A 26,593-nucleotide genomic window follows, 5' to 3' on the forward strand; every position below is an offset into this window, starting at 1 on the left:
ATAACGACAGTCTATGTATTTATAAGTTTTGTTTTCTTGTTTTTCATTTTTTGTTGCGTGAGAAACTTTTATATTAATGAAGGTGTTGGTTTTGGTTTCGAAATGAAAATAAATAATGGATAAGTAAAGTAAAGTAAAGAGAAAGAAAATAAAGCGAGGGATATTAAGAAATAATGACCGCCGATAAATAGATGAAATTTATCGGCGGTCATTTAGGTAGGTAATTAAGAAAATAATGTAAAGAAGATAGCCGCTAAATACAGGCCAACACCAAAAGAGGTATGAGCCATCAGACTTCTTAATCTGGCTGTATTAGGGGCGGGGGTTTTGGCAGCGGCAATGCCCATCCCCATTCCGGGTTGCATAATGAAAAAAGGAGCAATTAAAGTGGCAATACCGATAATTAAAGCGGGCTGGAACGTGGGATCTTTTGCCCAATCCAGTCCCCAAATTGATAAAAGGAGTCCCGCGAAAATGATACCAATCAAGTAGTGGGCGAACCAGCCAATACCAGTTTCACCTTTTACCGGCTCAGCCTGTAGAATGCTTGTATGGGTCAGTTTCCCTTTTGGGATATGCCCAATCCAGCGTCCCACCATGCTGTAGTTCAACGAGGGGATACCGAAACAACGTTTCACGAAAACAGCCCATAGATCCATTACAACCGTTGCTCCGGCTCCAATCAATACAGAGCGAACAATAAATTCCAATCCTTCATTCATTTGTTGCTATCCTCCGAATTTTGGCTATCTAAAACAGTTAGTCACCGATACCCTTCACCATTGGGCGTCGTCAGCACTCGAAATGCCTGAAAAACTCTGATATTATCACACTCAATGAATTTATTGAATGTAATAATATTGGAAGCTTGAAGTCAATGTTTGATAAACAAATTCTTGTTGAGATTGCAGAAATTGCCAAAGTACTGGGAAATGCCCATCGACTGACACTGATTGAGTGCCTGACTGATACAGAGCAATCTGTTGAACGTTTGTCGGAGCTTTCCGGCTTGTCCATTGCCAATACTTCCCAGCATCTTCAACACCTCAAGCGAGTCGGAGTACTTCAATCCCGAAAATCGGGTAAACATGTGCTTTATCGTCGGGGAGAAGGCCCTGTTCTGGAAATTATTTCTGCGCTCCAGCAATATGCTGAATTTAACCGGATAGAAATGCGCAGGTTGATCGATGATACGAGCAATCAGGAAGCGATTTCTTGGGAAGAGTTGCTGGACAGGATCAAAGAAAAGAGCATGACTTTACTTGATGTCAGGCCAAAAGAGGAATTTGAGCAAGGTCATTTGCCCGAAGCCATCAATATTCCGGTCGATGAACTGGAAAACAGGCTGGACGAATTGACTTCCCATCAGGATCTAATCGCCTATTGTCGTGGTCCTTATTGCGTACTTTCTGCCAATGCCCTTGAATTGCTCCGTGCCAGAGGCATTCAGGCCCGCCGATTTAAAAAAGGATTCTCGGGTTGGAAAGACGCGGGAATGCGAATTGAAGTGAAGTGAAGTGAAGTCTTAAAAACCAATTTTAATTTGTGTTATCAGATTAAAAGCTTATCCACAGAGGTTCTGAATTTGATCAGAACCTTCAACGGTTGATAGCAAAAAGAGAGATAGCAAAAAGATAGATGGCAAAAAGCAGGATACGGTATCTTAACGACGGGCACTTTTTGGCCTGAATGCGGCTACAACGGATTCATCTGTTTCCACATAAGGGCCATCCAGCAATTGAATGCAATAAGGAACACTGGCAAAAATGCCAGAGACTATCACTTTACCATTCTCGTCTTTTAAGCCTTCAAGTGTCTCTGCGATGGCTTTAGGTTGTCCGGGCAGGTTCAGGATCAACGCCTGATTACGGATCACGCCTGCCTGACGGGACAAGATTGCTGTTGGCACAAACTGAAGGCTGATTTGACGCATCTGTTCACCAAAACCGGGCATTTCACGATCAGCGATTGCCAGCGTTGCATCCGGTGTTACATCCCGACGTGCCGGCCCTGTTCCTCCGGTGGTCAGTACCAGATGGCATCCCAATTCATCGACCAACTCGCACAGGGTTTGTTCAATGAGAACTTGTTCGTCAGGAATAAGACGGGTTTCTACGCTAAAAGGAGTGGTAATCGTTTTTTCCAGCCACTCTTCCAGAGCAGGCAGTCCTTTGTCCTGATAGACACCGTTTGAAGCCCGATCAGAAACAGATACGAGGCCAATGCGCAATACATTCATATAAACCTCAATTAACGACAAAAAGTAGATAAAAAAACAAAAGGCGACTTATTATGCCGCCTTTATGCAAAAATAGCGTGTCGCTTGAGATTACAGCAGATCAGCGATCATGCTTTCAAGTTTGCTTTGGTCTACTGCAAACTTACGGATACCTTCCGCCAGTTTTTCAGTTGCCATTGCATCCTGATGGTGATCCCAGTAGAACTCAGCTTCAGTCATTGGTGCCGGATGCGCTTTGATTTCGCCTTCATAGCCCAGTTTACGCTCTATTTCCCCTTCTGCTTCCGACAGCTCTTTCAGCAGTGCAGGAGAAATTGTCAGGCGGTCACAGCCAGCCAGTTCCAGAATTTCACCAGAGTTACGGAAACTTGCACCCATTACGACGGTGTTGTAACCGTGTTCTTTGTAGTATTGATAAATTTCAGACACAGAAATCACACCCGGATCTTCCTGTGGTGCGAATTCTTTCTTGTCGCCATTCGCTTTGTGCCAGTCAAGAATACGGCCAACGAATGGAGAAATCAGGTAAGCCCCTGCTTCTGCACAAGCACGTGCTTGGGCAAAGGAGAACAGCAGAGTCAGGTTACAGTTGATGCCTTCTTTTTCCAGCTGTTCAGCGGCACGGATACCCTGCCATGTGGAAGCCAGTTTGATCAGGATGCGGTCATTGCTGATACCCGCTTCGTTGTACAGTTTGATCAGGTGTTTTGCTTTCGCGACGCTCGCTTCGGTGTCATAAGATAAACGTGCATCAACTTCAGTAGAAATACGGCCGGGGATCAGTTTCAGGATTTCCAGACCAATATTGACAGCCAATTTGTCGCCAGCATCAATAATTTGCTGCTCGCGGGAATCGCTCTGACCACGGGCCCATTCAACGGCTTCGTCAATCAGTTGGCGGTATTCTGGGATTTGAGCTGCATTCAAAATCAGGGAAGGATTAGTGGTCGCATCTTGCGGCTGGTACAGTTTCATCGCCGCGATATCCCCGGTATCTGCTACGACTGTTGTCAGTTTACGCAGGGAAGTCAGTTTATCGGTCATGTTTAATATCTCATCGTTATACGTAAAATCTTTGGCAACGTTGCCTCGCCATCCGGTGATAATAACATGGTCAGGCGCGGCTGTAAGGTAGGAAAATCCTATCGCTGAGATTCTCCCCTTTTAGGTTTTTTTTGCTAAAGTGGAGAAAGTCTGAGTTCTTGGAAAGAATAGTTAGGAAAAAAATAATGCTTATTACCATTTCACCTGCAAAAACCCTTGATTATGAAAGCCCACTCGCGACAGAAAAATACAGTCAGCCAGAATTGCTGGCAGAGTCTCAGCAGTTGATCGATGTCTGCCGAACGTTAACACCTGCGCAAATCGGCAGTTTAATGAGTATTAGTGATAAGTTGGCTGGTTTAAATGCTGCTCGTTTTGGTGAATGGCAGCCCAATTTTACGCCGGAAAATGCTCGTCAGGCGATTTTGGCATTTAAAGGCGATGTTTATACGGGAATGGAGGCAGCAACTTTCTCCGCCAGCGATTTTGATTTCGCCCAGACACATTTAAGAATGCTGTCTGGCCTGTATGGTGTTCTGCGTCCTCTTGATTTGATGCAGCCTTACCGTTTGGAAATGGAGACTAAACTGGAAACCCCCCGTGGTAAAGATCTGTATAAGTTTTGGGGTGATCGCATTACTGAAAAATTGAATGCAGCGCTGGAGCAACAAGGCGATGATATTCTGGTTAATCTGGCGTCGGATGAGTATTTCAAGTCGGTAAATACTCAAAAACTGGCGGCTAAAATTATCAAACCTGTTTTTCTGGATGAAAAAAATGGCAAGTACAAAGTCATCAGTTTTTATGCCAAAAAAGCCCGTGGATTGATGAGCCGTTTTATTATTCAGAATAAACTGACCGATCCGGCACGTTTGGCCGAGTTCAATCTGGAAGGGTATGTTTTTGATGAATCCCTTTCTAAAGGGAACGAGTTAGTATTTAAACGCTCTGAGCAGGGCTAAGCCCCCATCGCTTATCTACCCGTCTGTACCCGTATGAACAGCATGAATATCACTCCACCTGAATGGGCGGAGTGATGAATGCACATTATTTATTTCGGCGCTCTTTCCATCAGGAATTCACGCAGGGTTGAGAACTCAGCAGACAGGAAATGAGATAGCAGCGCCAAATCCGCCCTTTCTGCCAATTCTGTTGGCAATGGGAAAGTCTGACCGAGGATAGCTTCAACACTTTCTTTGAATTTGGCCGGATGGGCCGTGCCCAAGAACAAGCCATATTCCCCGTCCTGCAATTGGTCACGCAGGACACGATAAGCGATGGCAGCATGTGGCTCGGAGATATAACCTTTTGCAGCCAGCTCCTGCAGGGTGTTTTGCGTGGTATCGTCACTAACAACACCCTTTGCCAGTTCACTCAGCGCCCAACCTTTGCGTCTGAACAGCTCTTCAATACGCGGCCAGTTATTGGGCTGGCTGACATCCATTGCGTTAGACAGTGTTGCAACGGTCTTGTTGGGCTGCCATTCACCTTCCGCCAAATAGCGGGGAACGGTATCATTGGCATTAGTTGCTGCGATAAAACGTTTTACCGGCAATCCCAATGATTTCGCCAGTAGCCCCGCCGTTAAGTTACCGAAATTGCCACTTGGCACGGAAATGACCAACTGTTCACGTTTTTCTGCCGGGATTTGTGCAACCGCTTCAAAGTAATAACAGATTTGTGCCAATAAGCGGCTGATATTAATTGAGTTAGCTGAATTGAGATGCAGGGCGCGTTTCAGTTCCTCATCATCAAAAGCCTGTTTGACCAAAGCCTGACAAGCATCGAAATCGCCGTTGATGGCAACCGTGTGGATATTATTACCCAGCGTACAGAAGAGCTTTTCTTGCAATGGGCTGATCTTGCCTTCGGGATACAGGATCACGACTTGTACGTTATTCAGGCCATAGAAAGCATGGGCAACCGCCGCGCCGGTGTCACCGGATGTCGCAGTCAGAATAGTGACAGGCTGTTCTCCCGCAATTTGCGCAAGGACTTGTGCCATGAAACGACCGCCGAAGTCTTTGAAAGCCAATGTAGGGCCGTGGTATAGCTCCAGTGAGGCGATATCGTCTTCGACATGTGTTACGGGAGCAGGGAAGGCAAATGCGTTTTTAACGCGGGCAGCCAATTGCTCTGCGGGAATTTCATCGCCAATAAAAGCGGAGAGAATTTTCTGGCTGCGGCTGACAAAATCCAGTTTCAGTAATTCGTCAATTTCATCACGGCTGAATTCAGGCAAATCTTGTGGAAAAAAAAGCCCTTGCTGTTTGCCTAATCCCTGTTTTACCGCCTGAGAAAAACTGACCTGCTCGCTGCTGTCTTTTAAGTTATAGAGTTTCATGGTTACTTTACCTGTCGTGCGCCTGCGAGATCCAGACGGCAAATATGTACGAAGCCTTCATCATTCTGTACGTAATGTTGTTGCAGCCATTGGGCGACTTCTTCTGCGACGGCCATTTCATTACAAATCGCAAAGAGAGTCGGGCCTGAGCCGGAAATACTGCATGCCAGTGCGCCTAATTTTTTGACCGCATCACGTGCGTTGGCAAATCCGGGTAAGAGTTGTGTGCGGTAAGGTTCCGCAACAACATCTTTCATCAATCTGGCCGCCAGTTCTGATTGCTGGGTATGGCAGGCGTGAATGAAACCCGCAAAATGACGTCCATGCTCGATGATGTCTTGGCGGGTATAGTGTTTCGGCAGGATCGCGCGGGCTTCTGATGTTGACACTTTGATGCCGGGATAAGCCATGACCCATAACCAATCATCAAAGGTGGGGACTGACTGACAAAGAGGCGCTTCCTGAGACAAAAGTAACTGTAACCCGCCCAAATAGCAGGGAGCTACGTTATCATAGTGCACGCCGCCGGAAAGACGTCCTTCTAATTCTCCCATCATGTCCAGCAATTGGTCGCGGTTAAATGGACGGCCTGTATATTCATTCAATGCCACTAAACCCGCCACCACAGAACAGGCACTGGAACCTAACCCGGAACCAATCGGCATGTTTTTTTCCAATGTCATGGCAACAGGCAGTTCTTTCCCCAGTCGTTGACAAAAAAGCTGCCAACATTGGTAGACAATATTGTGTTTGGGATCAGCAGGTAATTTGCCGACAAATCGTCCTTTATTATTTAGACTGAAATTTTCAGCTTCACTGACGGAGACACAGTCCCCAAGCAACGAACCATCAACGGGAGAAACCGCTGCGCCGAGCACATCAAATCCGACACCAACGTTCCCGATCGAGGCAGGCGCATAAACCCTGACTACCATTAAACCCCCAATTTCCATGACAGAGTGCGTAATATATCAGCAAAAACGCCGGCTGCCGTTACATCATTCCCAGCGCCATAACCACGCAGTACCAACGGGATAGGTTGATAGTAACGGGTATAGAAAGCCAGAGCATTTTCGCCATTTTTGACTTTATACAGTGGATCGTTACCATCGACAGCGACCATTTTCACTGTACAACGGCCTTGTTCAATCAGACCAACATAACGCAAAACTTCCCCTTGTTCTGCGGCATCCGCAGCACGTCGGCTGAATTCCTGATCTAATTGCGGCAGACGTTGCAGGAAATTCCCGACATCGCCATTGGCATCGAACGAAGCAGGCAATACTGGCTCAACGCGGATATCTTCCAGTTCCAGTTCATAACCCGCTTCACGGGCCAGAATCAGCAGCTTACGGGCAACATCCATACCAGAGAGATCATCTCGTGGATCGGGTTCAGTAAAGCCTTTTTCTTTCGCCAGCAGAGTCGCCTGTGAAAGCGTCATGCCTTCATCAAGCATACCGAAGATATAGGAGAGAGAACCAGACAAAATACCGCTGAATTGCACTAATTCATCTCCCGCATTGAGCAGATTTTGTAAGTTTTCGATCACGGGTAATCCAGCGCCGACGTTCGTGTCATACAAGAACTTGCGCTTGGATTTTTCAGCCGCCTGCCGGATTTGGCGGTAATAAGCCATTGATAAAGTGTTGGCTTTTTTATTCGGCGTGACAATGTTAAAACCGTCACTGAGGAAGCTGGCGTATTGTTCCGCAATCGACTGATTAGACGTACAGTCAACAATGACCGGATTCAGCAGATGGTACTCTTTTTCCAGGCGGATCAGACGACTCAGGCTAAACGGCTCAGTCGCTTCTGAAAGCGCCTGTTGCCAGTTATCCAGATTGATGCCCTGCATATCGGTCAACAGGGCGCGGGAGTTGGCGATGCCACAAACCCGCAATTCGATGTGTTTTTGTTTGAGCCATGCCTGCTGGCGACGGATTTGTTCAATAAGAGCACTTCCTACGCCGCCTACACCCACCACGAAGACTTCAACGACCTGAGCCGTGTTGAATAGCATCTGGTGGCAGAGCCGAACCGCTGTGGTCGCCGCTTCATTTTCAATGACGGCGGAAATGGAACGTTCAGAAGAACCCTGTGCAATCGCAATGATGTTGATATTAGCGCGTGTCAATGCAGAGAAGAAACGAGCCGAAATCCCTCGCTGGGTACGCATACCATCCCCGACGACAGAGATAATGGCAAGGTTATCTATCACGTCAATGGGATCAAGCACACCATCTTTCAATTCCAGATAAAACGCTTCAGTCAGGGCTTTCTGCGCTTTCGCCAACTCTTTTTGTGGTACACAGAAACTGATGCTGTATTCAGATGAAGACTGTGTGATCAAGACCACCGAAATCCCTTTGCTGGACATAACGGAGAATACGCGTGCTGCCATCCCGATCATGCCTTTCATTCCGGGGCCGGAGACGTTGATCATCGCCATGTGATTCAGGTTGGTAATGCCCTTGATAGGCATCTCCTCGTCTTTTTGTCCATTGCCAATCAGTCCATTGCTAATCAGTCCATTGCTAATTAAAGTGCCGGGAGCGTCAGGGTTAGCGGTGTTCTTAATCAGACAAGGAATTTGAAATTGGGCGATAGGAGCGATAGTGCGGGGATGGAGAACTTTCGCACCGAAGTAAGACAATTCCATCGCTTCTTGGTATGACATGTTTTTCAGTAAGCGGGCATCTGCAACTGCTCTCGGATCACAAGTATAAACGCCATCTACATCAGTCCAGATTTCGCAGCAATCAGCACGCAGACATGCTGCCAGCACGGCGGCTGAATAATCAGAGCCGTTGCGCCCCAGAACAACTAACTCTCCGTTTTCATTGCCCGCAGTAAAGCCTGCCATCAGGATGATATGGTCAGCAGGAATGTTAAGTTCTGCTATTCGTTTGGAAGACTCATGGATATCGATAGTGGATTCGAGATAATGCCCATGGGCCAACAGGTTTTTGACGGGATCAATGACTGTTACTTTATGACCTCGTGCCTGTAATACCGCTTCTATGATGGCAATCGACAATTTCTCGCCACAACAAATCAAGGATGCGTTAATGCTGTCCGGACACTGTTTCAACAAGGAAATGCCATGCAAGGTCTGTTTCAGGTAGGCGAATTCCCGCTCGACCATGACTTTCAGACGGTCATAATCGAACCCTGTTTGTTGTTCTTTCAGCCCTGATAGTAAGTCAGAAAAAATTTGGGTTGCATCGTTGATATTGGAAACAATATCCTGCCCAACAACCGTTTTTTCAATCATTGCTACCAAATGGTTGGTGATCTTTGCTGGAGCAGAGAGTACCAAGGCAACTTGCCCAAGGGATAACTCATTCTCGGCGATATCTGCAACGCTCAGCACCCGTTGGTCATTTGCGACCGAAGTGCCCCCAAATTTCAGTACTCTCATTACCGTTCCTCTTCTGATTTTTGTCCAAAAAAAAGCCCGTATCTTGTGGGATACGGGCTCATGGTTATTTTATTTTTACGCGTCAGCCCGCACCGTAACTTGTGGTTCCGGTGGTAATCGTAGTGGTGGTTTTTGTAGTAACCATTTTTTTCAGGCTGATGTGGCGCATAGTTTCCTGTCTGTCTTTTTATTTAGTTGACCCCCTATTGGTTAAATTAAACAGGGGGCAATGTCAAATATTTTTTAGGGAGGAAGCAGAAAAAAACGGCATATTATGTATTGTGATTATCCAAAATATAATAAAAGGTTCACATCATTATCTGGGTGACTGGCTTATTTACTAGCATTTAATTTCATAGAAAACATATTTTGTAATTATTTTGTCTTTATGATAAAAACATGTCCGTTTGGATATTTGCGTACAGAGTGTGGCTTTCTAGTCGTTAAGATTACACATGTTTATTAACATATTTTATTCAATTTAATAACAAATACTCTAAACTAAAATTAACAATTACAATTAATGTTAACGTGCTACAATTGATTTTGATATGTATCAACAAAAGTTAGTTTTTTTGGAAGGCAAATGCATTACTAGCTGTTATATTGCTGTTAATAGACTAATATAGTGCCTTGTTTAAATCGGGTTTTTCGGGTATGTACCTTCCAAAAAAGCGGAGCCAGCTTTTAGCGTAAAACATATCAAAACGTTTATTTTGGACATAAGCTGCTTTTCTGTGATTCAGAACGATATCAGTATATTTTACTTTAATAATCAACGGCTTATGTCATACGGATTCTGTTTTTTAGCGATTTTAGGTAGCAACCATGCAAACCCCGCACATTTTGATTGTTGAAGACGAAATTGTCACACGCAATACTCTGAAAAGCATTTTTGAAGCTGAAGGGTATGTTGTTTATGAAGCCACTGACGGTTCAGAAATGCACAACATTCTGTCAGATAACGATATCAATTTAGTGATTATGGATATCAATTTGCCAGGTAAAAACGGGTTACTTCTTGCCCGTGAATTACGTGAGCAGGCAAATGTCGCTCTGATGTTCCTGACCGGCCGTGACAATGAGGTGGATAAAATCCTTGGTCTTGAAATCGGTGCTGATGACTACATCACTAAGCCATTTAATCCGCGTGAGTTAACTATCCGTGCCCGGAACCTACTTTCGCGAACAATGAATCTGAGTCATTCAGGTGAAGAACGTCGTCAGGTTGAAAGTTATAAATTCAATGGATGGGAGCTGGATATCAATAGCCGCTCTCTGGTTAGCCCAATGGGAGATCAGTATAAGCTACCACGTAGTGAATTTCGTGCGATGCTTCATTTCTGTGAGAATCCCGGAAAAATCCAGACACGTGCAGAACTGTTGAAAAAAATGACAGGGCGCGAGCTGAAACCTCACGATCGTACTGTCGATGTGACTATTCGTCGCATTCGTAAACATTTCGAATCGATACCAGATACCCCTGAAATCATTGCGACCATCCACGGCGAAGGTTATCGTTTTTGTGGTGATTTAGAAGACTAATCGATATCGGTTATAGATACCGCACTGTCTCTGTCAAAAAGCCCGAATGCCTTAAGGCATTCGGGCTTTTCTTTTTTACAGTCTTTATAGTCGATTGATTGAGTGAGTTATTCACTCTTACCACGGCATAATGGGTACGGCGCTGAGTGCGTTTTTAGGAGAGCCATCAATCACTTTGTCAGAATAAGTCAAATAAATCAGAGAATTACGATTAGGATCGTAGAAACGGACAACCTGAAGTTTTTTAAACACCAAAGAGGTGCGCTTCTGGAAGACAACCTGTCCTTTCTTGGAGGATTTTTTGATCTTATCCGCCAACTCTATCGGGCCAACCTGCTGACAGGATATGGCTGCATCTGACGTATCTTCTGCCAATCCCAATCCTCCCTTAATTCCCCCTGTTTTGGCCCTACTCAAATAACAGGTGACATTTTTAACATCAGGGTCATCAAAGGCTTCTATCACGATTTTGTTATCAGGGCCAAAAAGTTTGAACACTGTATCGACAGAACCGATCTCTTCAGCATGCAGAATTGCAGGAGAAAAGAGTAAAGTAGCTGCTATCACTATTTTCTTTATGGTTACCATATTTAGTCCACTTGAATTAAATAAATGCAGTGAAAATATCCATCATTCACATATAATGCAAATCAATAGTTACAGATAAAACATTTTCATATTAAATGTATCTGTGATGAAAAATCATGGCATTATAGCCGAGTATGTGTCCAAAACGCGTATATCTCCAAACGAGTAAGTAGCGGTCTTTAAATCCATCCCCACTGGCGATTTTACTTTCTCAACTATGCTTAATGTGTGTGCAATTTTTGGAAAGCCGTCATAATCTGGAGCTAAAGTAAGATATATCATATCTACTCATAAATTTTTTCCTTTAAATTCAAGTTATTAATCTTCTTGTCCAAGACAATGCTTGACATATTAGCAGATCTGCTATTAATTTATTCCAAGCTAAATCTTGTTTAATTAGTTAGTGATTTGTTTATAACAGGTAATATTTGTTTTCTTTTTGTCTTGATGACTTAGGGAGATGTATGGATCAAACCAACATCATTCGGGATTTGCTGCATTGGTTGGATAATAATCTGGATCGTCCACTATCCCTCGATCATGTTGCAGCAAAAGCAGGTTACTCCAAATGGCATTTGCAGCGTATGTTCAAAGAGGTAACTGGTCAGGCAATTGGCTCTTATATTCGTGCGAGAAGATTATCCAGAGCCGCTGTTGCATTGCGTTTAACCAGTCGGCCTATTCTGGATATTGCTTTGCAATATCGTTTTGATTCTCAGCAAACATTCACGAGAGCCTTTAAAAAACAATTCGACCGAACACCGGCATCTTATCGCCGAAGTGAAGAGTGGTGTGCTACGGGGATATGTCCTCCAATCTTACTGGATAATAAGCCTCTGCCCGTACACAAATATGTCAAGTTGGAAGATAAATCGCTTATTGGCACTGAACATACTTGCAGCTATATGTTGGAAGAGTGGTCGACAGCCTGTCAGGGGATGCGGCATGATTTCTGGATTAACTATCTCCAACACGCAGAGGTACTGCCACCCAGACTTTACGGATTACACCACACGACGCTCAGTACGGAACATGAAGATGAACACACCGTATTCTATACCACCGCAATAGAACCAGAATATGCAACTTTTGATACTAAAGGTAACAATCCGGTTGTGCTGCCCGGTGGAGATTATATCTCGTTCAGTTATTTTGGTGAAAAAGAACAGTTGCAAGAGTTCCTCTTTACAATTTATGGCTTCTGCCTGCCTAAATTAAACATCACTCGCAGAAAGGGTTATGATGTCGAGCGATACTATCTCACTAACCCTGAGCGGAGAAATATTGAGGATGAGTCCCAAAGCCCCGTAGTGGAATTTGAGTATCTCATCCCAATTGAGCGTTAACCCTGCAATTCATCTAAAGCGGGCATATCCAGATGCGTGATGTCGCCCGCTGTTTCAACAATCCAGCCTGAAGCCAGCCATGGGCTATCCTGATAATCCACTCGTGACAGGGAGCAATTTCTCAATCTCAGGCGACGTTCTGAATTGGCGGGAAGTCCCAGAATAGAGCAAACCAAACTCACCAGTGCTATTCCATGACTAACCAGTAATGGACGGCTGCCTGCGGGTAGATTGAGACAGTTTTCTAATGCAGCCCGCATTCGGGTAGACAATTCAGTCATCGATTCACCTTCTGGGATCCGCCCGTTTGGTGTACCATCGACAAGACTTTTACGCCAGGACTCTTCTTCCTGTGTGAGAGAACTGAGTTCACGATTTTCGAGGATCCCCATATGTAGCTCTCGCAATCGCGGTTCCAGTATGACTTCGCATCTACAGGCTTTGGCAATGATCTCTGCTGTGTGGCGTGTTCGACCAAGGTCACTGGTGATAACATGGGTAATGTTTTCTGATTTAACTCTTTGCGCGACTAAGTGAGCCTGACGCTTGCCTGTTTCCGTCAAAGGGCTGTCAGACTGCCCCTGAATACGACGAGCTAAGTTCCATTCAGTTTCTCCATGACGAACAAGATAGACCTGTAACATATTTATTTTCCGTTATACTGCATCGTGAAATAGTTCAAAGGATAATTTATTTATTATGTACCATGTTATTGCAGCAACAACTAACCCTGCGAAAATAAAAGCGATTAGCCTTGCATTCGATGATGTTTTTGGCCCTGGCACTTACCATGTAGAAGATGTCAATGTAGACAGCAGCGTACCACAACAACCCATTGGCAATACTGAAACTCGCACAGGTGCCCGTCATAGAGTTATGGCCGCCCGCCAAGTCCGGCCTGAAGCTGATTTCTGGGTTGGGGTTGAAGCTGGAATTGAAGATGACATGACGTTTGCCTGGATGGTCGTTGAGCACAAGCAAATTCGGGGTGAATCGCGTTCTGCCAGTCTGATGCTGCCTGAAAAAGTATTGGAAGGTATTCGTGAAGGGCGCGAGCTTGGCCATGAAATGGCTGATGTGGCTGGTATTGATAATATTAAACAAAAAGGTGGCGCAATTGGTTTTTTTACCAATGGAATACTGACACGCACCAGTGTTTATCATCAAGCTCTGATATTGGCTCTCGTACCTATCCATCATGAAGTTTACAAAGAATTGAATGAACAGCCTTAATTAGCTATACCACTAACTATACCCAATCACTTTCAAGTTGCAGAGTCATCAATAAAGCTGCAACTTGAAAGAATGAAGGGCATGCATACTTACGGCATCGCCGCACAGTTTATTTTAATAACTGTTCTTCCAGCCATGCCTTAACATGCGGAGGCGCAGTTTTTAAACTGTTTGAACCCCGTGTGATTGTTGCAATACCAACACTTAGCTCGTTTTTCAGTTCACGCTGGCTCATTTCTCCGCGCATCAATTCCTGAATAATCCGAACCCGGGTTGATAAAGCTGTACGCTCATCGGGAGTCAATAATATCTGCAAAATAGAATGTTGCAAATCTTGTTTAAATGCTGTTTTTAATAACTCGACAAAAGCTCGCCAGTCATCCCCATTTTCCGACGAAAGTGCCGGATCAACTAAATGATTTTGTGTCATAATAGACTACCATACTATTAAACTAGTACGGCAGCATACCATATTTTACGCTCAGATTAATAACGTCTTTGCCATTCAGTATCCGTCAATACGTTTGGCCTTTTCCCCATAAAATTATTGTAGAACATATCGTAGGCAAGGACATTTTTGACATAAGAGCGTGTTTCAGAAAAGGGAATACTCTCAATAAATGCGATTGCGTCGACACGTCCAGACGTATTAGCCAGCCAACGATCAACATTGGTAGGGCCAGCATTGTAAGCAGCACTGGCAAGAATACGGTTATTGTCAAAACGTTGATAAACCGAATCCAGATACGCAGTACCAATTTTAATATTCATGATAGGGTTCATTAATTGACGGCTGTTGACATAACCCTGAATTTTCTTGATTTTTACCGTATGTTCGGCTGTTTTAGGCATGATTTGCATTAACCCGCTGGCACCTTTAGAAGAGCGGGCCAGAGGATTCCATGCGCTCTCCTGACGGGCAATCGCCATTGCATAACTTGGTGAAATATCTTTATCTGACGTAAAGTTTGCGAATTCATTTTTCCATGCCAGCGGGAAACGTTCTTCAAGGTGATCCCACATCTTGCCCGTGATGGTAGCTTGTACACTAAATGCCGGCCAGTGTTGCTCAAAGGCATAACGCGCAAGCTGCTCTTGCTTCAACGGACGTTGTGAGGAGACTAATCGCACCCATTCTGAACGTGCCAAATCATCCATATTCCAATACAGCAACTCTCGGATACGCTTAATTTCCGGCATATTTGCCATTGAGTTATCCGGTCTTTCTGACTTATTAATGATCAGGGGATAGGGCATATGCATTTTTTGTGCTGCCACCATGGGATAAAAACCACGATGTTCGGTCAGCTTGCGTAATATTGCATTCCCTTCTGCGGTTTGCCCTTTATTGAGCAGAATGATGGCACTCCAATATTGCCATTCATCTTGTTGCAAAGCGGTTTTTGACAGTCGATTCAGCCATTGTTCAAGCTCAGCGTAATTTTCATCTCTTAATGCTAAACGGGCACGTCGTTCAAGCAATTTAACGGATTGTGAATCACGGATAGCATCATCCCGCCATTTTTCCTGTTCTGGCGTGATATTTCCCATCAATTGCCATGCAACGATATCTTTTAACTGTTGCTGCTCTGTGTTGTTCATTTTTTGTGCGCGAACAAATGTGGGAATACTGACTCTGGCAAGTTCAGTATTTTCGCGGGCAAAACGAGGAAAAACGGTCATCACAACCAGACGGGTGAAATCCGTTGGTGCCGTCGTTGAGGCAAATTGTTCAACCAATGCAGGGTTCTGTTGAAGTTTGATCAAACGTGAACCCAAATCCTGATAATTCAATGGCAGTCGCTTGGCAAGATAGGTAACAAGTGAGGCATTATTTTCTTTCATTGCCAGCTCAATACGCTGCAAAATTAAAGTTGCAGATAAATGTCCGTCTCGCTCCCAGGCATCAAATAGCTTATTACAACTGTCAGGCAATGAATTTCCGCTAAGCCAAATGGTTTTGGCTCCTGTCCATGCAACTTGTTGATGGCCTGTGGCCCATTGGGCAAAGTAATAATCACAGCGTTCCGCAACCGTATTGGGAGGCGTGGTGTTGAATGCCAAAACGCCAGACCAGTCGCCATTACTTGCCAGTATATTGGTAAACCGGGCTTTCAGGGAACGTGCTGGTGGCAGGGTTGGATGAGTATCAATAAAGTTTTGGACTTGCTGGGGAGGAGTAATCGCCAAATCCTGAGTTAATTGGCGATATTCAAGATAGGGATATAAAGGATAATCTTTTAGTGTTGGCATCAGACGTGCGACTTCCGTCATATTTTTTGCATCCCATGCCTGTTTTATCTCTTGATACCGCTGACGTTGCGCCTCTAGAGAATCAGCATGTGCCACTCCGACAACAATCGAAACTATACTTACAGCCATTACAACATGCTGCCACTTACTCATTGCCACATACCCCTCAAGAAGACTACTATCAATGCCTGAATGCATTGCCTGATACCCAAAATATTTATGTAATTATAATCATATTATTGAAGTGATTTATTACAACTTATGAATACACCTGTCGTCTTTCAAGTTGCATTTTGAAAACCATCGGGTATAAGGCGTTAGGATGTTGGAATTTAACCCTAATCAGGTAGCAATACGATACATAAAATTTAGGGTAAAATGCCCCATCCAAGCCTTATAAGCGCAAACGGATTTCAAAATTTTTGATTAATCAAAAGGTAAAATACATTGGCTCAATATGTTTATAGTATGCATCGGGTTGGGAAAATCGTTCCCCCTAAAAGGCATATTCTGAAAAATATTTCTCTAAGTTTTTTCCCTGGAGCAAAAATTGGTGTTCTCGGCCTTAATGGTGCAGGTAAATCAACTTTACTGCGCATTATGGCGGGCATTGATAAAGACATTGAGGGAGAAGCTCGTCCACAACCCGGTATTAAAATCGGTTATCTGCCACAGGAACCTAAACTCAATCTTGAGCATACCGTTCGTGAAGCCGTGGAAGAAGCTGTCAGCGAAGTTAAAAATGCCCTGACACGCCTTGACGAAGTTTATGCAGCTTACGCTGAGGCGGATGCGGATTTCGACAAGCTGGCAAAAGAGCAAGGTGAACTGGAAGCCATTATCCAGTTTCATGATGGTCATAATCTGGATAACCAGCTTGAGAGAGCGGCTGATGCGCTGCGTCTGCCTGTCTGGGATGCCAAAATTGAACATTTGTCCGGTGGTGAGCGCCGCCGTGTAGCGATTTGTCGCCTGTTACTGGAAAAACCAGACATGCTGCTACTCGACGAACCAACCAACCATCTTGATGCTGAATCTGTCGCATGGCTGGAACGCTTCCTGCACGATTATGAAGGCACCGTCGTGGCGATTACCCACGACCGTTACTTCCTTGATAACGTCGCTGGTTGGATCCTGGAGCTTGACCGTGGTGAAGGTATTCCATGGGAAGGTAACTATTCTTCCTGGCTGGAGCAAAAAGACGCACGTCTGGCACAGGAAGCAACTTCAGAAGCGGCTCGTCGTAAATCCATTGAGAAAGAACTTGAATGGGTTCGCCAAAATCCGAAAGGCCGTCAGGCAAAAGGCAAGGCGCGTTTGGCTCGCTTTGAAGAGCTCAATAACGTTGAATATCAGAAACGTAATGAAACCAGCGAGTTGTTCATCCCACCTGGGCCACGTTTAGGTGACAAGGTGCTGGAAGTTGCCAATCTGACCAAATCTTATGGTGACCGCGTTCTGATCGACGATTTGAGCTTCTCTCTGCCGAAAGGGGCGATCGTTGGGATCATCGGCCCGAATGGTGCGGGTAAATCAACGTTGTTCCGTATGTTATCCGGTCAGGAGCAGCCTGATTCTGGTTCAATTACTTTGGGTGATACCGTTAAACTGGCTTCTGTTGATCAGTTCCGCGATAGCATGGATGACAGCAAAACCGTTTGGGAAGAAGTTTCTGGTGGCCAAGACATCATGCGTATCGGCAATTTTGAAATTCCAAGCCGTGCCTACGTTGGACGCTTTAACTTCAAAGGAATAGATCAGGGTAAGCGCGTTGGCGAGCTGTCTGGTGGTGAGCGTGGTCGTTTGCATTTATCCAAACTACTGCAAGTTGGCGGCAACATGCTGCTGCTTGACGAACCAACCAACGATTTGGATATTGAAACACTGCGCGCATTAGAAAACGCCTTGTTGGAATTCCCGGGTTGTGCGATGGTTATTTCCCATGACCGTTGGTTCCTTGACCGTATCGCGACACATATCATTGATTACCAAGATGAAGGTAAAGTTTCTTTCTTTGAGGGGAACTTCAGCGAATACGAAGATTATAAAAAGCGGACAATGGGGGCTGAAGCACTGGAGCCACACCGCATTAAATATAAAAAGATGAGCAAATAAGTCTGATAAAAAACGGCCTGATATCAGGCCGTTTTTCTTACGCAATAACAGGTTTTGATAAAAACTACACTAAAACCCGCTGCTCCAGAAAAGACTCATAAGTTTTAACTGCCTTACCACTTGCTAAGGTAATGACGCTATCTGCATATTGCGTTAAGCGGCTATCTTGGGAAGCAATGACAACTGTGCCTTTCTGTTCATGTGCAATAAATTTAAAGATATTCATAACCGTCTGAAATGCCTGATGATCTAAGTTACGTGTTGGATCTTCTGCAAATAAATATTCAGGTCTTCTGACTATAGCTTTTGCCATTGCAGCCAGTTGTTTCTCATTTTCAGACAGCTCACCTGGGTAATAACGGCTTTTATGGCCTAATTTCACAATATCCAGCGATTTTTGCGCAACTATTTCCGCTTGCTCACGGGAAAGTGATAATTCATAAGAGTTTGATAATAACAAGTTATCTAACAGTGTGAGTTCACTAAATAAATTGAAATTTTTAAAGATGAACCCGCTATTTTCAGCGTGAAACTTTCCTAATTCTATATCATTCATTAGTTTCAACTTGTTATTATTAATTAATACATCTCCTTGATCTGGTTGTAACATACCCGATGCAATCGACATTACTGTACGGTTAGTCGATGCCTTCGGCCCTGTTATCAAAGTAATTTCACCTGGTATAATAGTAAATGTGATATCTGAAATCATTTCATGATTAACTGTAGTATCAGTAAAACCATATGAAATATTGATAACTTCTATCGATTTAAATTGATTTAAGTTCATATTCTCAACACAATTAGGTTAAAAGATTAAAGCTTTTTCCTTAACATATGCTGTCTAAGTTCATTCACAGCAACACTAATATCCATAAGGTACTGTGCGAATAAAAATAGTTTATATATGAAACATACTCATCGAGGATATACTCATCTTATGTCAATTATTATTTACAATGTCTATATAGTAAATGAGATGTTTCTTAGTCTTAGAATAAAAATCAGTGATATTAATTAATTATGCCAAGTAAATTGTTGTTTAAATAAGAATGGCATAAATCATTCTATTTTTATTCCATCTGGATAATAAGGAAAAAATCATAATAACTTTATTAATATTTTAATGTTATCTTTGCATTACCTCCATTATTGATAAAAAACACCCATTATATTTGTGGGATTATTAAAGACTAATAAATTTTATATAAATCAATCAATAGGTCTGTTCATTAAATGACTTATTTCTCAGTAATTCAAGTCAAAATGATAAAATTTAAGTATCAAAAAATATTATTATCACAATTTATTTTATTACCAGTGTAAAAATAACAATGTGAAACATTTAATTAATCGCCAATATGTAATTAAACACAAGAACAATAAAAGTCACATAGGATAATAAATCGCTATAAATTAATTATGATAATAATATAAGTGTAATCTATTTTAGAGATAAAGGTTAGTTACTCCATCAACATTTTTTGAACGAGCTCAACACAGTGCAGAAAACGTTGATCATAATCTGGCGAATCGACACAAACATAATCAATGTTATTTTTCTTCAACATATTTTCAAGTAAATGTTGAAACTCTTTGCGGTCACGCTCACTGCCCAGACTTCTCAAACCATCAGCTACCCAAGGGGTGTTGTTTTCCAAAAGAATAACTAAATCAAAACGATACTCATCAATCATCGCTTGAACAAAAGGATGCTCTTTTCCTTCATAACGTTTGCAAAAGGCTTGTGTTGTCACGAAATCAGTGTCAATAAAGACAACTTTATTAGCATATTTAACTGAAAAATCAATATACTGAGCATGACCCAATGCTATTTTATCGTAATCTGAGTATTGCAGGGCCATTTCATCGCCCCCCAGATGGGAAAAGACATATTCGCGTCCATATTCCCATGCGCTGGTGGTATTAAACATATTGGCCAGTTTATTCACCAACGTAGATTTTCCGCTCGATTCACCGCCAAGAATGGCGACTGTACGTACAAAAAATGGCTTAACTTCTGTAGGGATATATTCCCAATAGCGGAAAGGAGCCTGACGAATCTGGCTGCCGCTGATATTCATGAATGAACGCTGTGGGTCGATGAGAACGGTTTCAATACCGAAGTAGTCTTTATAACGGGGAACATCCTGCGCTTCGCTCGAATAGATATATTCAGGATTGATATTTTTTGTTGCCATGAATGCTTTCACACCCTGACTCCACGTTTCCCAGCCATCGGGATAGGGTTCCATTCCATGCTCATCAAATGCGTGAATGTGAATGTTTTTTTGATACTTAAACGTTTGTAGTAACCATCTCAGGCGGTCACTCACAGTCGGCTGCTGGGACATCGAACTATTAATGAACAACTCCCGATCCCGCACCTCGTCATAACAGAGAACAACATGCAATTCATCAACTTGGCTGGATGCCCGTTGAATCAAATAAATATGTCCAGTATGTAACGGGTAAAATTTACCAAACACAACACCGATAGTTTTCTTTTCCATGGGATACGGCAATCCTAGATATTGATGAAGAGAAGCCAGTTTTTGTGCGCTGGGACTCTTTATTTTGTCGTTAATGAGTTGGCTTAAATAGCCTTTTGTCATGCCACTGGCATCAGCTACTTGCTGTAATGTATAACCCGCTTGTTTGATAGCGTCTTTCAAATAATCAAATTGTCCCATACATCCACCTTTTGTTTAATATACTAAACAAAATAACATGCTTGCCGTAAAAGTAAAACAGAATTGGTTACTTATTGATTATTTGAGATCAAATACTGTCATATTAATCATCATAAGGATTTAAGGTTAGATAACCTAATATAGATAAAAAATAAAATAATCAAATGCTAAATTAATAGTCTGGTTGGAAATTAGCCATAATGTTGTCCATTGAATCTTTATTATTGTTATATGTAGTTAGATCGATTTTTTATTCATTATATAAACCATTATATAACCACTAAGCAGTTAAATCTCATCCGGATTTTATAATCAATAAATAACAATACTCAATGCAATCAGAAGAGATTTAAATAAAATGATGATTAATACGCTGATTTTTTTATTTAAATCAGTAAATATTAAAAGAAGATTTTATTACCTGCCATTTTATCTTCTTTCATATAGGGTGCATGATAATGGCTAGCTAGTCATTTCTATACCCTACAACTCGAAATCCATAGAATATACCCATCGTACTTCAAGATGCATTTATTCCTCCTCGCTACGCGAGGAGGAATAAAGCGGCTTCTGTTTTGCGCGATGCAACTTGACGTTAATTGGGCATAGATCATTAATAAAGAATAGTCACAGCTCTATGTGATAAAAAACGGCTCAGTCATCCAGATCTTCCAGAACAGACAAGGCATCAGCCAGTTTTTTGACACCAAATACTTTCATATCAGGTGATATCTTCTTCGGCATATTGGCGTGAGGCACAATCGCTCGTTTAAAGCCGTGCTTGGCAGCTTCTGATATGCGTTCCTGACCACTGGGTACAGGGCGAATCTCACCAGCCAATCCCACTTCACCAAATACCACCAGATCACGGGGCAAAGGGCGGTTGCGGAAACTGGAAACCAAAGAGAGCAGTAACGCAAGGTCAGCACTGGTTTCTGTGACTTTCACCCCTCCTACGACGTTCACGAAAACATCTTGGTCAGCCATTTGCAAACCGCCATGCCGATGTAAAACAGCCAATAGAATAGCCAGCCTGTTTTGTTCAAGCCCGACGGCAACCCGGCGCGGATTTGACATCATGGAGTGATCCACCAGAGCCTGAATTTCAACCAGTAAAGGACGGGTACCTTCCCATACAATCATAACGGAGCTGCCTGATGTAATCTCGTCTCCGCGACTCAGAAAAATGGCAGAAGGGTTATTCACTTCCCGTAACCCTTGCTCTGTCATCGCGAATACACCCAGTTCATTCACGGCCCCAAAGCGGTTTTTATGACTGCGCAGGGTGCGAAAACGGGAATCGGCTTCTCCGTCCAGCATGACGGAACAGTCTATGCAGTGTTCGAGCACTTTCGGACCAGCCAAAGAACCATCCTTTGTTACATGACCCACCATGATAATGGCAACGCCGCGAGTTTTGGCAAAGCGAGTCAGGTAGGCTGCGGTTTCCCTGACTTGTGCAACGCTGCCCGGCGAGGATTGAATATCAGCCATGTGCATGACCTGAATGGAGTCAATGACCATCAGTTTCGGCTGTTCTTGCTCTGCAATCAGGCAAATCTGCTCAATGCTGGTTTCTGACAGCATGTTCAATTGATCTGTCGGCAAGCCCAGACGGTGCGCCCGCATCGCGACTTGCTGCAATGACTCTTCCCCTGTTACATACAGGGTTTTCATCTGTGTCGACAATTGGCACATGGTTTGTAAAAGCAGGGTACTTTTCCCTGCGCCGGGATTACCGCCAATCAAAATTGCACTACCGGGAACCACGCCGCCGCCGAGAACCCGGTCGAACTCTTTAAATCCGGTTGAAAAACGAGGCAATTCTTCCAGATTGATATCTGAGAGTTTTTGCACCTTACTGACATTCGCATCCCCGGCATAGCCGCTGAAACGTTCATTGCGGGAGGATGAAGCTGCCGCCAGGCGCACTTCAGTAATGGTATTCCATGCGTGGCATGCGGTACATTGCCCTTGCCAGCGGGGATAATCCGCGCCACATTCGTTACAGACAAATGCCCGTTTTGCTGCTTTTGCCACTCTGTACTTCCTCAATATGATGACTTTTGTCTGCTTGCTTTAACGCTCTTCGTGTTTCAGGCCACCGCTTAAAACACATAAAACGCCCATCAAATCTGCATGACGAATAGAAACTTTCGCCTGTGCATACACTTTTGGCTTGGCATGATAGGCAATTCCTAATCCGGCCTTGCGGATCATTTTCAAATCATTGGCCCCATCTCCGATGGCGATGGTTTGGCTCAGTGGGATATTCAGTTCTCTGGCCAGTCTTATCAGCGTAGTTGCCTTGTATTTAGCATCGACAATCGGCCCTTTGACCTTACCAGTCAGTTTGCCATTTTTTATTTCAAGTTGATTGGCAACGGCAGCAAACAGGCGTAACTGTTGGCGAAGATTATCGGCAAAGAAAGTGAAACCACCGGAAGCAATCGCGATACGCCAATCCAATGATTGTAATTTTCGGACAAGGCTGGTTAATCCCGGCATCAAAGGAAGAGTTTCCATCACCTGCTGCAAGATTGAAGCATCAGCCCCTTTCAGCTGTGCGACCCGTTCACGCAGGCTTTCTGAAAAATCGAGTTCTCCCTGCATTGCCCGCTCTGTGATTTCGGCTACTTTATCGCCAACTCCCGCCAGACGGGCGATCTCATCAATGCACTCGATCTGGATAGCGGTTGAATCCATATCCATCACTAACAGACCGGGTGAGCGCAGGCGTGGGATCTGCCCCAATGGAACAACATCCAGACGACATTCGTCAGCCAGTTTTTTAACGCGGGGAGAAAGGCTGCCGGCGATACGGACAACCTGATAATCATCAATGCGCCATGAAGACACCACCACAATAGCAGCTCCAAGTCGATGCTGAAAACCGCTGATGCGTTGTTTATCCAAGCCACGTCCGTAAAGTAACCAGCCACTGTCTCCAGCGCGGTAATCCAGTGGCATGACTTCATCACCACTGAGAGATAACGGTAATCCCGGCCATTTATGGATTTCATCCGGTAAGTAACGATACGCCAGATTATTGGACATGAACCTTGACTCCTGTAATTTCATGTAATTTTGGCAGGCAAAAAATGCTTTCCAAACTATCCTATCAATACCGCATCTGGCAACATGTGCTTTCAAAGCATGGGATGGGATAACGATGATAAAAGCAAAGCTAAAATTTCGACTGCATAAGACGGCAATTATTTTAATATGTATCGCATTATTGGTACTGCTGATGCAGGGTGTTTCCTATTTCAGCCGTTCTCAACAACAAGCCCATACGGATCAGTTTGAGGATCTGGCGAAAACATTGGCAAAACAGGTTGCATTCAGTTTGTCTGATTATATGGAGAATGGTAGCAAAGATCTTAATAATAAAAAGATTGTCGCCAACTTGGATTATCTGACCAGCAAGAGCCGGATTCTGGATGCCAGTGTTTATCTGGCTAACGGAACACAAATCGCACGGAGCGGAGAGCCTATCCCTGTTCGTGAACGGCTGGCATTAGAGGGCAAAAAATCCGGTAGTTACTTCAACCAACAAATTGTTGTCCCCATACCGGGGGAAAATTCCCCAAAAGGTTTTCTGCGTCTGACACTGGATACTCACAGATTGGCAACAGAAGCCAAGCAGGTTGATAATACTACGAATCTACTCAGGATCATGCTCCTGCTGTCTTTGGCAATCGGCTTTGTTCTGGCCCATAACTTATTACAACTGACCCCGAGCCGCTGGCAACAATCCCCTTATCTTTTGACGGCAAATACCAAATCTTCTGATGAAGCTGAAAATAAAGGTAATGACGCTTAGATCTCTTCATCAATTGTTTTTCTATAATATCGTTTGAAGCAAACGGAATAGATTACGCTGTGCAGAAGTGCGATCACAATTGCTCCATAAAACACAATGGGTTTATGGGGCATAGCGATATGCACAACCGGGATCTGGTCGAAGCGGAAGATATACATATGAAAGGCAATAGCTATTATTGCGAATATAATACCTGCCGCATTGTGATGGATCAGGTGTGATAACAAAAGCCACTTTAAGACAAAGAAAAAAGGGATAAGCATCAATAAAGAAATAACTATATAAATCATTATAAATTCCTTAATTTTAGTTTGAGTTTTGAATAAAGATAGATATATCTATTTTCGGTCTAATGATTCATTTATCCGGTTATCTATTTAATATACCTATTCTTTAGCATAGTGAAATAAGTCTATACCATAAATAATACATAAATGATAAACATGGTTATTATTAAATTTCTCGATTTAATTAATGAATTATAGTGTTTTATTGAAGTGATTATCGAACCGAAAATCATGACCTGAACCCCGTTAAAAACACAGAATTCAGGTCTGCCGTAGAGTGGATTGTAAATTCAAATATTTTTCAAAATTGATGATGCAAATTTACATTAAATTTTATTGCGTTAAAGCTGATTGTAAGTGTCAGGGTTTGGCCCTATCCGCTTACCAATATCCAGTCCGGACATGGCGGTGAGATCTTCTTTTTCCAATCTGAAATCGAATACATCAAAATTTTCTTTAATCCGGGAAGGGGTAACGGATTTAGGAATGGCAATCATGCCACATTCAAGGTGCCAGCGAATTACAATTTGCGCCGGAGTTTTTCCGTGTTTAATTGCGAGTTGTTCAACTAATGGGGAGTTAAACACGCCTTTTCCACCCCGCGATAACGGACTCCAGGATTCAGTCGTAATATGATGCGTTGCATTCCATGAGTGAAGTTGTCGCTGTTGCAGCAGGGGATGCAGTTCAATCTGGTTGATAGCGGGAACTACGCCGGTTTCCAGCATCACTTTCTGTAAGTGCTCGATGTGAAAATTACAAACACCAATACTGCGGATCAGTCCGGCATCTTTCAGTTCAATAAGCTGTCTCCATGCCTCAACGTAATGATCCTGCTCAGGAACAGGCCACTGAATAAGATAGAGATCAACATAATCCAGCTGTAGTTTGTCCAAACTTTCCTGTAATGCAGCACTGGCATCCAAATGGCGATCATTCCAAAGTTTGGTGGTAACGAAAATTTCTTCGCGTGGAATATCACTTTCTTTTAAGGCCTTTCCTACACCTTCCTCGTTATGGAAGACAGCTGCCGTATCAATGGAACGATAACCGACCTCTAATGCAGTGTGAACAGCCTCAACAACCTGCTCATTACTCGCCTTCCAAACCCCAAGCCCCAATTGCGGCATGTGATTCTCATCAACGAGTTTAATAATTGTTTGCTGACCCATTCTTACCTCCTTCAGGTTTGGAATTTCAAATGGACGCCTCATAAATTCGCTTACTGATATCAAGCGTAATACTTTGGTGTTCACCGATAGCAACCAAACCTTGCTGTTCTAATTTCTTGATCATGGCGGGAATAGAACTGCCATCAAGCTGATAGTCAGAAAGACGGGTTTTCACACCCAGACTTTCAAAAAACTGGCGGGTGGCGTGGATAGCTTTGCTAATCCGTTCTTCTTCGGAATGCTCCGTGAAATTCCAAACACGTTCAGCATATTGCAGGAGCTTATCGCGTTTCTCCTCGCGTTTTTCCTGCAAAAGATTAGGCAAAATAATCGCGATTGTCTGGGCATGATCTAAACCGTGAAAGGCTGTTAATTGATGTCCCAGTATATGCGTTGCCCAATCCTGAGGTACGCCCGCACCTAAAATCCCGTTCAGTGCCTGAGTGGCTGTCCATATGATATATCGGTAGGGATTTCATTACTC

At 43.5% G+C, this 26,593-nt stretch carries 22 protein-coding genes, 1 pseudogene and 1 other annotated feature; of the genes and pseudogenes, 7 read left to right on the top strand and 16 right to left on the bottom strand.

Features of this window, described 5'->3' with window-relative positions; translation table 11 throughout:
• Positions 1-224: 224 nt before the first annotated feature.
• Complete coding sequence (locus tag FE394_RS07310) at positions 225-722, bottom strand: DUF2938 domain-containing protein (RefSeq protein ID WP_319925739.1); 498 nt, start codon at positions 720-722, stop codon at positions 225-227.
• A gap of 155 nt (positions 723-877) precedes the next feature.
• On the opposite strand from FE394_RS07310, the gene FE394_RS07315 reads away from it, so the two are divergent.
• Complete coding sequence (locus FE394_RS07315) at positions 878-1,516, top strand: ArsR/SmtB family transcription factor (protein ID WP_319925740.1); 639 nt, start codon at positions 878-880, stop codon at positions 1,514-1,516.
• Between the two features lie 147 nt (positions 1,517-1,663).
• Here the strand turns inward: FE394_RS07315 and mog are convergent, their stop codons facing one another.
• The gene (gene mog, locus FE394_RS07320; protein ID WP_319925741.1) at positions 1,664-2,239 is read right to left on the bottom strand and encodes a molybdopterin adenylyltransferase; all 576 of its coding nucleotides are present in this window, start codon (positions 2,237-2,239) and stop codon (positions 1,664-1,666) included.
• A 90-nt stretch (positions 2,240-2,329) separates the two neighbouring features.
• A complete protein-coding gene (gene tal, locus FE394_RS07325) occupies positions 2,330-3,283 on the bottom strand; it encodes a transaldolase (protein ID WP_319925742.1) in 954 nt (317 codons plus the stop codon).
• A 185-nt stretch (positions 3,284-3,468) separates the two neighbouring features.
• Here tal and yaaA point away from each other — a divergent pair, with 185 nt between their 5' ends.
• Positions 3,469-4,245 (top strand): peroxide stress protein YaaA, encoded by a 777-nt coding sequence (yaaA, locus tag FE394_RS07330; RefSeq protein WP_319925743.1) that lies wholly within the window; start codon positions 3,469-3,471, stop codon positions 4,243-4,245.
• Positions 4,246-4,334: 89 nt separating this feature from the next.
• Here the strand turns inward: yaaA and thrC are convergent, their stop codons facing one another.
• The 3 genes from thrC to thrA are packed head-to-tail and all read right to left on the bottom strand — an operon-like array spanning position 4,335 to position 9,051.
• Positions 4,335-5,627, bottom strand: a complete 1,293-nt coding sequence (gene thrC, locus FE394_RS07335; RefSeq protein ID WP_319925744.1) for a threonine synthase — start codon at positions 5,625-5,627, stop codon at positions 4,335-4,337.
• Positions 5,628-5,629: 2 nt separating this feature from the next.
• A complete protein-coding gene (thrB, locus tag FE394_RS07340; protein WP_319925745.1) occupies positions 5,630-6,580 on the bottom strand; it encodes a homoserine kinase in 951 nt (316 codons plus the stop codon).
• Positions 6,562-9,051 (bottom strand): bifunctional aspartate kinase/homoserine dehydrogenase I, encoded by a 2,490-nt coding sequence (thrA, locus tag FE394_RS07345; RefSeq protein ID WP_319925746.1) that lies wholly within the window; start codon positions 9,049-9,051, stop codon positions 6,562-6,564. The genes thrB and thrA overlap by 19 nt, the downstream gene beginning before the upstream one ends.
• A 25-nt stretch (positions 9,052-9,076) precedes the next feature.
• Positions 9,077-9,195 (bottom strand) — a sequence feature (Thr leader region).
• 684 nt (positions 9,196-9,879) lie between these two features.
• On the opposite strand from thrA, the gene arcA reads away from it, so the two are divergent.
• Positions 9,880-10,596 (top strand): two-component system response regulator ArcA, encoded by a 717-nt coding sequence (arcA, locus tag FE394_RS07350; protein ID WP_198689839.1) that lies wholly within the window; start codon positions 9,880-9,882, stop codon positions 10,594-10,596.
• A gap of 117 nt (positions 10,597-10,713) precedes the next feature.
• Here the strand turns inward: arcA and creA are convergent, their stop codons facing one another.
• The gene (gene creA, locus FE394_RS07355) at positions 10,714-11,184 is read right to left on the bottom strand and encodes a protein CreA (RefSeq protein ID WP_319925747.1); all 471 of its coding nucleotides are present in this window, start codon (positions 11,182-11,184) and stop codon (positions 10,714-10,716) included.
• Positions 11,185-11,648: 464 nt separating this feature from the next.
• Here creA and robA point away from each other — a divergent pair, with 464 nt between their 5' ends.
• On the top strand, positions 11,649-12,530 hold the full coding sequence (gene robA, locus FE394_RS07360; RefSeq protein ID WP_319925748.1) for an MDR efflux pump AcrAB transcriptional activator RobA: 882 nt from the start codon (positions 11,649-11,651) through the stop codon (positions 12,528-12,530).
• On the opposite strand, the gene gpmB is transcribed toward robA, so the two are convergent.
• Complete coding sequence (gene gpmB, locus FE394_RS07365; RefSeq protein ID WP_319925749.1) at positions 12,527-13,174, bottom strand: 2,3-diphosphoglycerate-dependent phosphoglycerate mutase GpmB; 648 nt, start codon at positions 13,172-13,174, stop codon at positions 12,527-12,529. The genes robA and gpmB overlap by 4 nt on opposite strands.
• A 55-nt stretch (positions 13,175-13,229) precedes the next feature.
• On the opposite strand from gpmB, the gene yjjX reads away from it, so the two are divergent.
• Complete coding sequence (gene yjjX, locus FE394_RS07370) at positions 13,230-13,763, top strand: inosine/xanthosine triphosphatase (RefSeq protein ID WP_319925750.1); 534 nt, start codon at positions 13,230-13,232, stop codon at positions 13,761-13,763.
• A gap of 109 nt (positions 13,764-13,872) precedes the next feature.
• Here yjjX and trpR read toward each other — a convergent pair whose 3' ends face one another.
• Both trpR and sltY read right to left on the bottom strand, forming a co-directional pair.
• The gene (trpR, locus tag FE394_RS07375) at positions 13,873-14,193 is read right to left on the bottom strand and encodes a trp operon repressor (protein WP_319925751.1); all 321 of its coding nucleotides are present in this window, start codon (positions 14,191-14,193) and stop codon (positions 13,873-13,875) included.
• Between the two features lie 56 nt (positions 14,194-14,249).
• Entirely contained in the window at positions 14,250-16,169 is a 1,920-nt protein-coding gene (gene sltY, locus FE394_RS07380; protein WP_319925752.1) for a murein transglycosylase, read from the bottom strand.
• A gap of 294 nt (positions 16,170-16,463) precedes the next feature.
• Between sltY and ettA the strand changes: the two genes are divergently transcribed.
• The gene (gene ettA / locus FE394_RS07385) at positions 16,464-18,131 is read left to right on the top strand and encodes an energy-dependent translational throttle protein EttA (protein ID WP_319925753.1); all 1,668 of its coding nucleotides are present in this window, start codon (positions 16,464-16,466) and stop codon (positions 18,129-18,131) included.
• Positions 18,132-18,195: 64 nt separating this feature from the next.
• On the opposite strand, the gene FE394_RS07390 is transcribed toward ettA, so the two are convergent.
• The 4 genes from FE394_RS07390 to serB form a co-directional block, all read right to left on the bottom strand.
• Positions 18,196-18,921 carry an ATP-binding cassette domain-containing protein gene (locus tag FE394_RS07390; protein WP_319925754.1) on the bottom strand — a complete coding sequence of 242 codons (726 nt, stop codon included), beginning with the start codon at positions 18,919-18,921 and terminating at the stop codon, positions 18,196-18,198.
• Between the two features lie 676 nt (positions 18,922-19,597).
• On the bottom strand, positions 19,598-20,824 hold the full coding sequence (gene nadR, locus FE394_RS07395) for a multifunctional transcriptional regulator/nicotinamide-nucleotide adenylyltransferase/ribosylnicotinamide kinase NadR (RefSeq protein ID WP_319925755.1): 1,227 nt from the start codon (positions 20,822-20,824) through the stop codon (positions 19,598-19,600).
• A 654-nt stretch (positions 20,825-21,478) separates the two neighbouring features.
• Positions 21,479-22,864 carry a DNA repair protein RadA gene (radA, locus tag FE394_RS07400; RefSeq protein ID WP_319925756.1) on the bottom strand — a complete coding sequence of 462 codons (1,386 nt, stop codon included), beginning with the start codon at positions 22,862-22,864 and terminating at the stop codon, positions 21,479-21,481.
• A 39-nt stretch (positions 22,865-22,903) separates the two neighbouring features.
• Positions 22,904-23,881 (bottom strand): phosphoserine phosphatase, encoded by a 978-nt coding sequence (serB, locus tag FE394_RS07405; RefSeq protein ID WP_319925757.1) that lies wholly within the window; start codon positions 23,879-23,881, stop codon positions 22,904-22,906.
• A gap of 115 nt (positions 23,882-23,996) precedes the next feature.
• Between serB and FE394_RS07410 the strand changes: the two genes are divergently transcribed.
• Entirely contained in the window at positions 23,997-24,650 is a 654-nt protein-coding gene (locus tag FE394_RS07410; protein WP_319925758.1) for a YtjB family periplasmic protein, read from the top strand.
• A gap of 628 nt (positions 24,651-25,278) precedes the next feature.
• Here FE394_RS07410 and dkgA read toward each other — a convergent pair.
• Together dkgA and FE394_RS07420 are read right to left on the bottom strand one after the other, a co-directional pair.
• On the bottom strand, positions 25,279-26,109 hold the full coding sequence (gene dkgA, locus FE394_RS07415) for a 2,5-didehydrogluconate reductase DkgA (protein ID WP_319925759.1): 831 nt from the start codon (positions 26,107-26,109) through the stop codon (positions 25,279-25,281).
• Positions 26,110-26,134: 25 nt separating this feature from the next.
• Positions 26,135-26,569: pseudogene (locus FE394_RS07420) on the bottom strand (dehydroquinate synthase/iron-containing alcohol dehydrogenase family protein); the annotation flags it as partial.
• Positions 26,570-26,593: the final 24 nt, after the last annotated feature.

The organism is Xenorhabdus littoralis (genome assembly GCF_033949345.1).
Lineage (GTDB): Bacteria > Pseudomonadota > Gammaproteobacteria > Enterobacterales > Enterobacteriaceae > Xenorhabdus > Xenorhabdus littoralis.